General features: G+C 68.3%; 19 protein-coding genes. All 19 read right to left on the reverse strand.

Annotation, left to right across the window (positions count from 1 at the left end; translation table 11 throughout):
- Nucleotides 1-68: 68 nt before the first annotated feature.
- From K6T50_RS14490 to K6T50_RS14580, 19 genes are read right to left on the reverse strand one after another with little or no spacing between them, the layout of a single operon-like run.
- The gene (locus K6T50_RS14490; protein WP_222607272.1) at nucleotides 69-575 is read right to left on the reverse strand and encodes an uL15m family ribosomal protein; all 507 of its coding nucleotides are present in this window, start codon (nucleotides 573-575) and stop codon (nucleotides 69-71) included.
- The gene (rpmD, locus tag K6T50_RS14495; RefSeq protein WP_222607273.1) at nucleotides 575-1033 is read right to left on the reverse strand and encodes a 50S ribosomal protein L30; all 459 of its coding nucleotides are present in this window, start codon (nucleotides 1031-1033) and stop codon (nucleotides 575-577) included. The genes K6T50_RS14490 and rpmD overlap by 1 nt, the downstream gene beginning before the upstream one ends.
- Complete coding sequence (locus K6T50_RS14500; protein WP_222607274.1) at nucleotides 1033-1680, reverse strand: 30S ribosomal protein S5; 648 nt, start codon at nucleotides 1678-1680, stop codon at nucleotides 1033-1035. Before K6T50_RS14500 ends, rpmD begins: the two co-directional genes overlap by 1 nt.
- Nucleotides 1673-2236: a 50S ribosomal protein L18 gene (locus tag K6T50_RS14505; RefSeq protein WP_222607275.1), complete on the reverse strand. Its 564-nt coding sequence runs from the start codon at nucleotides 2234-2236 to the stop codon at nucleotides 1673-1675. The genes K6T50_RS14500 and K6T50_RS14505 overlap by 8 nt, the downstream gene beginning before the upstream one ends.
- Entirely contained in the window at nucleotides 2236-2697 is a 462-nt protein-coding gene (locus K6T50_RS14510; RefSeq protein ID WP_222607276.1) for a 50S ribosomal protein L19e, read from the reverse strand. Before K6T50_RS14510 ends, K6T50_RS14505 begins: the two co-directional genes overlap by 1 nt.
- Nucleotides 2694-3407, reverse strand: a complete 714-nt coding sequence (locus K6T50_RS14515) for a 50S ribosomal protein L32e (RefSeq protein ID WP_222607277.1) — start codon at nucleotides 3405-3407, stop codon at nucleotides 2694-2696. The genes K6T50_RS14510 and K6T50_RS14515 overlap by 4 nt, the downstream gene beginning before the upstream one ends.
- Nucleotides 3408-3944 (reverse strand): 50S ribosomal protein L6, encoded by a 537-nt coding sequence (locus K6T50_RS14520; protein WP_222607278.1) that lies wholly within the window; start codon nucleotides 3942-3944, stop codon nucleotides 3408-3410.
- Between the two features lie 2 nt (nucleotides 3945-3946).
- Nucleotides 3947-4339 (reverse strand): 30S ribosomal protein S8, encoded by a 393-nt coding sequence (locus tag K6T50_RS14525; protein WP_222607279.1) that lies wholly within the window; start codon nucleotides 4337-4339, stop codon nucleotides 3947-3949.
- A 2-nt stretch (nucleotides 4340-4341) separates the two neighbouring features.
- A complete protein-coding gene (locus K6T50_RS14530; RefSeq protein ID WP_222607280.1) occupies nucleotides 4342-4533 on the reverse strand; it encodes a 30S ribosomal protein S14 in 192 nt (63 codons plus the stop codon).
- On the reverse strand, nucleotides 4530-5054 hold the full coding sequence (locus K6T50_RS14535) for a 50S ribosomal protein L5 (RefSeq protein ID WP_222607281.1): 525 nt from the start codon (nucleotides 5052-5054) through the stop codon (nucleotides 4530-4532). The genes K6T50_RS14530 and K6T50_RS14535 overlap by 4 nt, the downstream gene beginning before the upstream one ends.
- A complete protein-coding gene (locus K6T50_RS14540) occupies nucleotides 5051-5749 on the reverse strand; it encodes a 30S ribosomal protein S4e (protein ID WP_222607282.1) in 699 nt (232 codons plus the stop codon). Before K6T50_RS14540 ends, K6T50_RS14535 begins: the two co-directional genes overlap by 4 nt.
- Nucleotide 5750: 1 nt before the next feature.
- Nucleotides 5751-6113, reverse strand: coding sequence for a 50S ribosomal protein L24 (gene rplX, locus K6T50_RS14545; RefSeq protein ID WP_222607283.1), 363 nt, complete (start codon nucleotides 6111-6113; stop codon nucleotides 5751-5753).
- On the reverse strand, nucleotides 6110-6508 hold the full coding sequence (locus K6T50_RS14550) for a 50S ribosomal protein L14 (RefSeq protein WP_222607284.1): 399 nt from the start codon (nucleotides 6506-6508) through the stop codon (nucleotides 6110-6112). The genes rplX and K6T50_RS14550 overlap by 4 nt, the downstream gene beginning before the upstream one ends.
- Nucleotides 6508-6840, reverse strand: coding sequence for a 30S ribosomal protein S17 (locus tag K6T50_RS14555; RefSeq protein ID WP_222607285.1), 333 nt, complete (start codon nucleotides 6838-6840; stop codon nucleotides 6508-6510). Before K6T50_RS14555 ends, K6T50_RS14550 begins: the two co-directional genes overlap by 1 nt.
- Entirely contained in the window at nucleotides 6840-7301 is a 462-nt protein-coding gene (locus K6T50_RS14560; protein WP_222607286.1) for a ribonuclease P protein subunit, read from the reverse strand. The genes K6T50_RS14555 and K6T50_RS14560 overlap by 1 nt, the downstream gene beginning before the upstream one ends.
- 1 nt (nucleotide 7302) lies before the next feature.
- Nucleotides 7303-7521, reverse strand: a complete 219-nt coding sequence (gene rpmC / locus K6T50_RS14565; RefSeq protein ID WP_222607287.1) for a 50S ribosomal protein L29 — start codon at nucleotides 7519-7521, stop codon at nucleotides 7303-7305.
- Between the two features lie 3 nt (nucleotides 7522-7524).
- Nucleotides 7525-8466: a 30S ribosomal protein S3 gene (locus K6T50_RS14570; protein WP_222607288.1), complete on the reverse strand. Its 942-nt coding sequence runs from the start codon at nucleotides 8464-8466 to the stop codon at nucleotides 7525-7527.
- A gap of 1 nt (nucleotide 8467) precedes the next feature.
- Nucleotides 8468-8926, reverse strand: a complete 459-nt coding sequence (locus K6T50_RS14575) for a 50S ribosomal protein L22 (protein ID WP_222607289.1) — start codon at nucleotides 8924-8926, stop codon at nucleotides 8468-8470.
- 2 nt (nucleotides 8927-8928) lie between these two features.
- Nucleotides 8929-9351 carry a 30S ribosomal protein S19 gene (locus tag K6T50_RS14580; RefSeq protein WP_222607290.1) on the reverse strand — a complete coding sequence of 141 codons (423 nt, stop codon included), beginning with the start codon at nucleotides 9349-9351 and terminating at the stop codon, nucleotides 8929-8931.

The following is a 9351-nucleotide window of genomic DNA, read 5'->3' on the forward strand; positions in this document are numbered from 1 at the left end:
GACGCGTCGTGTGAAGAAGTGAGCCGCGAACCGCGGGATCCGACCGCGGCGTTCGTCGACGGGGCCGATTACTCGTCGTCGCTGTCGGCGTCGGACTGCTCCTCGGACGCCTCGGCGTCGGCCTGCGCCTGCTCGGCGCGGTCGGTCAGCTCCGCGGAGCCGCCGGCCTCCTCGATGAGGCGGCGGGCTTCGGCGGTGAACGCGTCGGCCGTGACGTGCAGCTCCCCGCGGACCTGCCCGCCGCCGAGCACCTTCACCACGTCGACCTCGTGGCCGTCCTCGGCCACGTCGCGGGCGTCGAGGGCGTAGCCGTCGCCCTCCTCTTCGGCGAGGCCGTCGGCCGCCAGGAGGGCGGCGTCCTCGTCCAGCTTCTGGACGGAGACCTCGACGACCTCGTCTTGCACGCCCTGCGGGCGCTTGAAGCCGTACTTGCCGAGCGGACCGTACAGCTGCCGTTCGTGCTTCTTGCGGCCGGCCGCGCCGCGACCGCCACGGTGACCGGCGCCGCGCCGGTTCTTGTGGGAGCCGCCGCCGTGCGTGCGCGAGCCGCGCTGGCGTCGCTTCTTGTTCGTCATTATCGCATCGCCTCCAGGAGGGTGTCGATGTCGTCGTGACGACCGAGCGCGCCGCCGTTCTTCACGGCGTGTTTGATGCCGTCGTGGCCGCCGCGCGGGGCGTGCAGGCGGAGGACCGGGGAGAGACCCTGCTCGCGCAGCGTCGTCTCCTCCTCGACCAGCGCCGCCGAAAGCGACTCGACGTCGTCGTAGTCGGTGTTGTCGGCGACCCACTCGTCGTCGACGTCGGCGTCGCCCTCGAGGGGCTCGCCGCGCCGTTCGATGAGCATCGCGACCGTCTCGGTCTCGGGCTCGCCGAACGCGACGAAGTCGTTCACCTTCGCGATCATCCCGCGGTAGGTGTCCTCCTCGGGCACCAGCGCGCAGTGGTTGATCGCGTGGATGTTGAGCATCTTCAGGGTGTCGCGCTGGGCGGCGGACATGTCGATCTCGCCGCGCAGTTGGACGACCGCCTGCATCAGTGCTCACCCTCCGCTTCGCGCTGGACGCGCCGCGCCCTGTCGGGCGTGCGCGCCTGCGAGGCGTTCTTCAGGGCGTTGAACGTCGCCTTCGCGAGGTTGACCGTCGTCCGCGTGTTCCCGTTCGAGGAGGTCCAGGCGTCCTGGACTCCCGCGAGCTCGAGGATGTTGCGGACGGTCGGCGCCGCCGCGAGCCCGAGCCCCTGCGGGGCGGGCTTGATCTCGACCTCGACGGAGCCGGCCTTGCCGGTCGCCGTCCGGGTGAGCGAGTTGACTCCGCCGGCGGAGTCCTCCCACGAGCCCGAGCCGCGGTCGACCTTGATCATGTTCAGCTTGGCGACCTCGATGGCCTTCTGGATCGCGCCGCCGACCTGGTCGTCGCGGCCCTCGGCGTAGCCGAGGTAGCCGTCGCCGTTGCCGATGGCGACGACACAGCGGAACTTCACCCGGCGACCGGAGTCGGTCATGCGCTGGACCATGTTGATGTCCAGCACCTCGTCCTCCAGATCCGGGAGGAGCTGGTCGACCAACTGGTGCTCCTTCAGCGGGAGCCCCGAGTTGAGCGCCTGCTCCATCGAGGTGATGTCGCCCTCCTGTACCTTCCGGCCGAGCCGCGTGCGCGGCTCCCATCCGCCGTTTCTACTCATTGTCGAATTCCTCCGTCAGGGTCTCCCGAACCTCGTCGAAGTGTTCGGGCAGGTCCGCCGCGTCGAACTCCCCGCTGTAGAGCGGCTCGTCGAGCTGCTCGTCGTAGGCGGCGATGTGCTCGCCGCGGTTGCGCGACCAGTCCGCGAGGACGCTCTCGTTGTGCGGGATCTCGAGCCCGGCGTCGATCGCTCCTTCCTGCACCGCGAACGCCTTGTTTCCGGGCGTGGCGGTGTTCAGGCCGATGTCGAGGACGGCCTCCTCGAGGCCCGCCTCGACCGCCCGCAGTCCCGCGAGATAGCCCGTCAGGTACGCGCTGGGGAGATTGGCCGTGGGGGCCTCCCAGCCGTACTCCGCGAGGTCCTCGCTGGATGCGGCCGCGTGTGTCTCGTCGCCGTTCGGCCCGGGGGAAACCAGCTGCGCCCTGACGTGCTTGTTCGACAGGCGCGCGACGAGGCGCGGCTTGCCGGATTTCAGCAGGCGCAACCTCTGGTGGTAGTCCGTCCGGACTTCGCGACGGCGACGCATCGGTACCTTGTAGCGTGGTCCGGTCGCCATCAGTCGTCCTCCAGTGTTACGTCGTAGTTGTTCACGATGTACGAGTCGAGTCGTCGCACGTCCTCGAAGGCGCCGCCGGAGGCCTTGTTGTACAGCTCGCGGTACTGCGAGCTGTCGAGGGGCCCGTCGTCGCGGAGCTCCTTGAGGCGTGCGCGCTGGGCGCGGATCCGCGAGATCCACTCGTCCTTCTGACTCTGACGGCCGCCGGCCTTCCCCTTGCGGGAGCCGGCGCCCGTGCGGTGGCCGTACGAGCGCTTCTCGTCGCGCTCGCGGGCCCGGCCGCGGGAGTTGCCCTTGGCCTCCTTCTCGCGGATGTTGCCCTGTTCGATCTGCTCGCGGATGTCCTCACGCGTGATCGCGTCCGCGAGCTCGTCCTGTGCCTCCGGGTTGAGCCACACGCGGCTCTTGCCGACGTCGAGTTCGTCGGCGGCGAGCCGGCGCTGTGCTGCCAGATCGCTCATTCTTCAACCTCCACTTCGACGTAGGTCGGGTTGAGGACGCGGATCTCGCGGTCCTCACACTCGTCCTCGATCGCCTCGCGCTTGCGGCCGCCGACCGACGAGGCGATCCGAACCGCCTGGGTCGCCGGGTCGACGCCCTCGAGGTCGTCCGTGTTGAACACGCGGACCTCCTCGAAGCCGCTCGGGTGCAGGCCGCGGGCGGCCGTCGGCGAGCGGAAGCCCGCCTCGACCTTCGGGCCCTTCCCCTTCATGCTGCGGCGCTGCTTCGACAGCTGGCCGCGCGGACGACGCCACGAGGTCGGGATGCGCTTCTTCTTGTGGTAGTCCTGCCGGTTGAACTGCGGCTTGCCCTCGCGGAGCTTCTTGGCGAGCGCGCGGGCGCGCTCGTCGTCGAGCTCGGGCGTCTTGTCCGCGTGGCCGCGCGGGCGAAGCTCGGTCTCGACGTCCTCCTCGGCCTCCTCCTCGTCGGGTTCGGCCTCGGACTCGTCCTCCTCGATCTCCGCGTCGGCCTCCTCGTCGACCTCGAGCCCGCCCACGTCCGCCTTGATGCGGGCGGCGAGGGCGTTCCCGACGCCGTCGACGTCCGCGAGCTCGGACTGGGAGGCCGCCTTCACGTCCTCGACGGTCTCGTAGCCGGCCTCGCGGAGCGCGTCGGCCTTCGACGGGCCGACGCCGGAGATGTCCTCGAGCGAATCCACGTCGTCGCTCATTTAGACATCACCCGTGGGCTTGCGCGTGATGTACACGCCGTCCTGGAAGATGCGCGTGTCCTTGTCGGTCACGCGGGTGAGCTGTTCGATGCTGGCGGCCGTCTGGCCGACGTCCTCCTTGGACGGGCCGGTCAAGACGAGCTCCTCGCCGTCGATCTGTACGTCGGTGTCGCCGCGGATCGACGCGCGGCGGGGTGCCGTCTCCCCGAGGAAGTTCGTGATGACGACCTCGTCGCCCTCCACGTCCACGTCCATCGGGAAGTGGGCGTAGAAGACCTCCATCTCGTACTCCCATCCCTCCGTGACCCCGTGGATCATGTTGTCCACGTGGCTCGCGAAGGTACCGACGGTCGCGTTCGTCTGGCGGTCGGCGTCGTCCGGGTACGCGATGACGACGGCATCGTCCTCCGCGGAGACGCTCACGTCCGGGTACCACAGGCGGCGCGTCACCGAGCCGTTCGGCCCCTCGATCGTGAGATCGAGGTGGTCGAGGTCGGCGGAGACGTCCTCGGGTAGTTCGATTGTTCGTTCTGCCATTGTCAGTAGACGTATGCGATTACCTGGCCACCGATGCCCTCCTCGCGGGCCTCGTAGTGGCTCATGACGCCGTGACTCGTGGTCACGATGAGTGCGCCGTAGTCGCGCGCCGGGAGGAATCGCTTCTCCCACTTCTCGTAGCCGTCCGCGGCCACGGAGTAGCGCGGCTTGACGGCGCCGCACTCGTTGATGGCGCCTTTCAGTTCGACCTCGAACGTTCCCGCTCGGCCGTCGTCCACGAACTCGAAGCCGTCGACGTAGCCGTTGTCGTACAGCACCTCGAGCGTGGAGCCGATGATGTTCGAGGCGGGCTGGACCGTGTATTCCAGATGTCCGACGTCCTCGGCGTTGTCGAGGCCGGCGAGGGCGTCGGAGAGGGGGTCGTTACCTGCCATTGTTATCGGTACTTCCGGAAGCCCATGTCGCGGGCGACCTCGCGGAAACACTGGCGGCAGAGGTTGATGTCGTACTTGCCGACGAGCCCCTGCTTGCGCTCGCAGCGCCGGCACTCGACCTCCTGGCCGGTGCGCTTTGCGGCGTGCTCGCCCGTTTCCTCGGGTCCGGTCGTTTCTATGTCTGCGTCGCTCATGCTGTGACCTCCACGTCGAACTCGCGTTCGAGGAACGCGACGGCGTCGTCGACGTCCATCCGGTGACCGGTCGGGATCGACCGGGTGACCTTGTCCCGCTTGGAGACGCGGTAGCCCGGTCGCGTGATGGTCACGGTGACGTCGAGTCCGTAGATGCCGATCTGCGGGTCGTACTCCTGACTCGGGAACTCCGTGTGCTCGGCCACGCCGAAGCTCACGTTGCCCGTGTCGTCGAACTGCGAAGCCGAGAGGTCGGCCAGCTCCAGCGCGGTCTCGAGGAACTCGTCGGCGTCCTCGCCGCGCAGGGTGACCTTCGCCCCGATGGGGTCGCCGGGTCGGATGTCGAACTCGCCGATGGCGCGCTTGGCCGTCGTGCGAACCGTCTCCTGGCCGGTGATCTCCTCGAGGATCTCCTCGCCGTTGGCGAGCTCGCGACCGCCCTGACCGACGCCCATGTGGACGACGACCTTCTCGATGCGCGGTTCGCGCATCTCGTGGAAGTCCGCGTCAGCCTCGCTCATTCGTCATCACCCACGAAGTTCTCGTCGATAACGACGACGTACTCCTCGACCGTCTCGAAGTCGCCCTCGTCCTGCGTGACGCTCACGGCGTTGTCGCCGGAGCCGGCGGTGACGGTGATCTCGTCGATCTCGCCGATCTCGCCGGCGTGCGCGCCGGCGACGGCGGTGACGAGCGCGCCCTCCTCGTAGGGGAAGTGCGCGACGACCTCCTTGGTGTCGTTGTCGACGACCAGCGAGTCGCCGCCGGCGTAGCTCCCGTCCTCGCTCACGAGGGTCGTCCCGTCGTGGAGCGTGTACTGGAAGTTGCCGCCGGCGACCTGCGTCTTGCCCGCGACCTTCCCCAGGCGCGAGGAGGCGGCCTCCTCGTCGATGGGCGTCAGCGAGAGCCGACCGCCCTCGCCGGGGAACACGCGGTAGTACTCCTCGCGCTCGGCAAAGGCCAGGATGTCGAACATCCCGACCGGGCGGGCCTCGTCGGACACCGCCTTGCCGTTGACGAGCACGGATCCGTGATCGAGCGCGTAGCGCGCCTCCTTCCGGGAGTCGACGTACCCGAGCACGTCCCGAAGGACGATGAGCAGGGGCACGCCGGACTCGCCGTGCGGGCCCGCGCCCGCCTTCACGGTGAACGTCTCCTCTTTCCGCTCGATCGGCCACGAGTTCGGGGCCGACAGTCGCTTCTGGTGGTTACTCATGTTATGCAGCCTCCTCGTCGGACTCCAGACGCGCCTCCCGGCGGTCGTCCTCGAGGTCCAGGTCGACGACGCGCACGTTCGAGGTGTCGAGCGGGCGCGGGGTCTCCTCCCCATCGGCCTTCTCGACGGTGACGTCCTCGACGTGGATCGCCGACTCGCGGAGATCCACCTCGAGCACCTCACCCTCCTCGCCCGCGAAGTCGCCGCGCATGACCTCGACGGTGTCGCCCGCGTTGACGCGGACGTTCCGCTGGCCGTACTCCTCCCGGAGCTCCTCCGAGAGGGTGGCGCGGACGAACTTCTGCCGCTCGTGGAGCGGCGCGTCTCGGGTCCGTGTGCGCTGTTTGTGCGGTTGTTCGCTCATACGATCTGAGTCGCGGTGGATGCGATGCTCCCGAAGCGTTCGGCGACCTCGCGCGCGATGGGACCCTTGATCTCGGTCCCGCGCGGCTCCTCCATGTCGTCGATGACGACGGCGGCGTTGTCCGCGAACTTCACGCGGGTGCCGTTCGGTCGACGGATGGATTTGCGCTGGCGGACGATGACGGCCTCCAGCACCTGGCGCCGCATCTCCGGCGTCCCCTTGGTCACCGAGACGGTGACCTTGTCGGCGACGCCCGCTTTGGGGTGGCGATTCTTCGTGCCCGAGTAGCCCGAGACGGAGATGACCTTCAGCTCACGCGCGCCGGTGTTGTCGGCGCACGCGATCAGGGAGCCCTTCTCCAGGCCCTGCGTGACGTCGGCCTTGAGAGCCTCCATCAGGCATCACCGTCCGTGTCGAGCTGCTCGACCACGACGTGACTCTTCGTCTTCGACAGCGGCCGCGTCTCGGCGATGCGAACCTCGTCCCCCTCCTCGACGTCGAGGCAGGGCGACAGGTGCGCCGGCACGCGGCTTCGTCGTTTCATGTACCGGTCGTACTTCGGCACGAATACGTCGTATTCGCGCTCGACGACGACCGTCTTGTCCATCGATGTGGAGGCGACCGTCCCCTCGAGCGTCTGTCCGCGCACGGAAAGCGATCCGTGGAACGGGCAGTTCTCGTCGGAGCAGGCTTCCTCCGGTTCTGTTACGTTCAGTCCGATTGCCATTAGTGATCACCCGCACGTTCCGTGCGGAAGGCGGGTCGTGAGAGCAGTCTGGCCCCATCCACCGTAACGGAGACCGCGTCCTCGCAACCGTCCGACTGACCGGTTCTGACGCCGGTAGTATCGTACTGCCCGCGCTTCCCGGCCAGTGTGGGGAAGTCGGGCGACGGAAGTTCGAACGCGGACCCGGGGGCCTTGCGGTCCCCCGCGGCTTCATCTATGGGCTCGGTGTGACGGCGGCCCACGCCGTCTCCCGATTCCTGCGCGGAGAGGGCGAACCGGAACGTCGTCCCCTCCTTCGGCACCTGTTTGTCCCCCCGAGCGGTGCGCACCGTGATGGTGCGCATGCTCTCGGACACGACGACGCCGGCGAGCCCGACGTGGGCGTCGCTGGCGGCGGCGGCCACCCGTACCGGGAGGCCGCGGAGTTCGTGTCGCGTGAGCGTCTCGGGGGTCAGTGCCATGTTATTCGTCGGTGTCGTCCAGGTCGCCTTCCTCGCGCTGGATCGTCTTGATCCGCGCGATCGTGCGCTTCAGCTCGCCGACGCGACCCGGGTTCTCCGGGGCGCCGCCGGCCGCCTGCACGGCCTTCGCGTTGAGGAGCTCGGTCTCGAGCTCCTCCAGCTCGGCCTCGCGCTCGGCGGGCGTCATGTCGCGGATCTCCTGGGTGTGGAGGATCGCCATCGGTTACTCCTCCTCCCCGTCGTCCGCGTCGGCTTCCTCGTCTTCCATCTCCGCGACGAGGTCCTCGGCCTCGGCCTCGACGTCCTCGTCGAGGTCGTCGAGCTCGGGCTCCTCCTCTTCGGGCTCGGCCGTCTCGGCCGCGTCGCCGTCGGCGGTCTCGTCGGCCTCGATGACCTCCTCGACGACCTCCTCGTCGATGACCTCCTCGGGCTCGCCCTCGGGGATCTCCGGCTCCTCGAAGTCGCCCTCGCCCTCGTCGGCCTCCGGGACCTCCTCGTCGTCCACGTCGGCCAGCAGGTCCTCGACGCCCTCGTCGGACGCGGCCGCCTGCTCGACCTCGGGCGCGTCGGCGTCCTCGGCGATCTCGAAGTCGTCGGGCAGCTCAGCGCCCGGCGGGATGATCTTGACGGTGACGCCGATGGTGCCGAGCTTCATGACCGCGACGCCCTGGCCCTCGTCGACGACGTCCTCGGCGGGTTCGCCGTTGTGCTTGATGTAGCCGCGGTTGAACTTCTCCACGCGCGAGCGGGCGCCCGTGACCTTCCCGGAGAGGACGATCTCGGCGCCCAGCGCGCCCGCGTCCATGATCCGGTCGATGGTCGTGTGGCCCGCGCGGCGGAAGTACCAGCCGCGCTCGAGGGCGTTCGCGAGACGGTCCGCGACGATCTTCGCGTTGAGGTCGGGTTCGTCGACCTCCTGCACGTCGATCTGCGGGTCGTCCATGTCGAAGCGCTCCTCGAGCTCGGTGGTCACCTTGCGGATGTTCTTCCCGCCCTTGCCGATCACCATGCCGGGCTTCTCGGCCTTGAGCACGATCTGGGTGCCCATGGGCGTCTTCGCGACCTCCATCCCGCCGTAGCCGGCGCGACCGAGCTCGTCCTCGAAGAACTCGTTGATCTGGCTCCGCTGGAGCCCGTCCTCGATGAACTGGTGCTCGTCCGCCATGTTACTCGTCCTCCTCGATGATCATTTCGACGTCCACTTGCGGGGTGTTCCAGGCGCTTGCGCGACCCATCGCTCGGGGCTTGCGGCCCTGCTGCTCGCCGACCTTGTGGGCGGCGACGTGTTTGATCGTCATCGACTCGCCGTCGAACCCCTGCTCGTCGGCGTTGTGTTTGACGTTCTCAAGGAGCTTCAGGAAGTCCTTGGAGGCCTTCTCGGGGTAGCGACCGGCGTCCCAGCCGTCGATGTCCGAACGGTGACCGACGCCGGAGTTGTGCTTGCGGAACGGGACGGAGCGCTCCCCGTCGATGACCGCATGCAGGTACTCCTCGGCGTCGGCGACCGTCTCGCCCTTCAGTTCGCGGGCGATGGCCTTGCTGTGCTTGAAGCTGATCTGCCGCTCGCGGAGCATCCCCTTGGCGGTGGTCTCCGGGTCGGCGTCGACGCTGTAGCTGATTCCCATTGTTACTTGAGGGGCACGAACTTCGAGGACCGGGTCGCGCCGATGCCGGCCTGACCGTGTTCCACGGAATTGCGAGTCAGGTTGAACTCGCCCAGGTAGTGCCCGATCATCTCGGGCTCCACCCTGACGCGCTCGAAGTGACTTCCGTCGTACACCTCGAACGTGAGGCCGACGAACGACGGCAGGATCGGCATGTCCCGGACGTGCGTCCGGATCGGGTCGTTCGCCGTCTCCTCTTCCGTGGCGTCCTCGGCGCTCTCCAGCAGCTTCTGCTGCTGGATACCGAGTCCTCGGTCGATGGTTCGCCGCGCGCGGGCGGGAAGCAGTGCTTTGACCTCGTCGAGCTCCATTGCCTGCAGCTCGTCGAGCGTGTGGCCGCGGTAGGTGAACTCACCCTCGCGACCGGTGCGGTATTCCGAACTCAT

The sequence above is a fragment of the Halobaculum magnesiiphilum genome (assembly GCF_019823105.1).
Classification (GTDB): domain Archaea; phylum Halobacteriota; class Halobacteria; order Halobacteriales; family Haloferacaceae; genus Halobaculum; species Halobaculum magnesiiphilum.

What these genes read in the sequence shown, in the direction of transcription:
- K6T50_RS14490 (WP_222607272.1), bottom strand. Translation starts at nt 575, where the DNA reads ATGACGAACAAGAAGCGACGCCAGCGCGGCTCGCGCACGCACGGCGGC.
- rpmD (WP_222607273.1), bottom strand. Translation starts at nt 1,033, where the DNA reads ATGCAGGCGGTCGTCCAACTGCGCGGCGAGATCGACATGTCCGCCGCC.
- K6T50_RS14500 (WP_222607274.1), bottom strand. Translation starts at nt 1,680, where the DNA reads ATGAGTAGAAACGGCGGATGGGAGCCGCGCACGCGGCTCGGCCGGAAG.
- K6T50_RS14505 (WP_222607275.1), bottom strand. Translation starts at nt 2,236, where the DNA reads ATGGCGACCGGACCACGCTACAAGGTACCGATGCGTCGCCGTCGCGAA.
- K6T50_RS14510 (WP_222607276.1), bottom strand. Translation starts at nt 2,697, where the DNA reads ATGAGCGATCTGGCAGCACAGCGCCGGCTCGCCGCCGACGAACTCGAC.
- K6T50_RS14515 (WP_222607277.1), bottom strand. Translation starts at nt 3,407, where the DNA reads ATGAGCGACGACGTGGATTCGCTCGAGGACATCTCCGGCGTCGGCCCG.
- K6T50_RS14520 (WP_222607278.1), bottom strand. Translation starts at nt 3,944, where the DNA reads ATGGCAGAACGAACAATCGAACTACCCGAGGACGTCTCCGCCGACCTC.
- K6T50_RS14525 (WP_222607279.1), bottom strand. Translation starts at nt 4,339, where the DNA reads ATGGCAGGTAACGACCCCCTCTCCGACGCCCTCGCCGGCCTCGACAAC.
- K6T50_RS14530 (WP_222607280.1), bottom strand. Translation starts at nt 4,533, where the DNA reads ATGAGCGACGCAGACATAGAAACGACCGGACCCGAGGAAACGGGCGAG.
- K6T50_RS14535 (WP_222607281.1), bottom strand. Translation starts at nt 5,054, where the DNA reads ATGAGCGAGGCTGACGCGGACTTCCACGAGATGCGCGAACCGCGCATC.
- K6T50_RS14540 (WP_222607282.1), bottom strand. Translation starts at nt 5,749, where the DNA reads ATGAGTAACCACCAGAAGCGACTGTCGGCCCCGAACTCGTGGCCGATC.
- rplX (WP_222607283.1), bottom strand. Translation starts at nt 6,113, where the DNA reads ATGAGCGAACAACCGCACAAACAGCGCACACGGACCCGAGACGCGCCG.
- K6T50_RS14550 (WP_222607284.1), bottom strand. Translation starts at nt 6,508, where the DNA reads ATGGAGGCTCTCAAGGCCGACGTCACGCAGGGCCTGGAGAAGGGCTCC.
- K6T50_RS14555 (WP_222607285.1), bottom strand. Translation starts at nt 6,840, where the DNA reads ATGGCAATCGGACTGAACGTAACAGAACCGGAGGAAGCCTGCTCCGAC.
- K6T50_RS14560 (WP_222607286.1), bottom strand. Translation starts at nt 7,301, where the DNA reads ATGGCACTGACCCCCGAGACGCTCACGCGACACGAACTCCGCGGCCTC.
- rpmC (WP_222607287.1), bottom strand. Translation starts at nt 7,521, where the DNA reads ATGGCGATCCTCCACACCCAGGAGATCCGCGACATGACGCCCGCCGAG.
- K6T50_RS14570 (WP_222607288.1), bottom strand. Translation starts at nt 8,466, where the DNA reads ATGGCGGACGAGCACCAGTTCATCGAGGACGGGCTCCAGCGGAGCCAG.
- K6T50_RS14575 (WP_222607289.1), bottom strand. Translation starts at nt 8,926, where the DNA reads ATGGGAATCAGCTACAGCGTCGACGCCGACCCGGAGACCACCGCCAAG.
- K6T50_RS14580 (WP_222607290.1), bottom strand. Translation starts at nt 9,351, where the DNA reads ATGAGTTCGGAATACCGCACCGGTCGCGAGGGTGAGTTCACCTACCGC.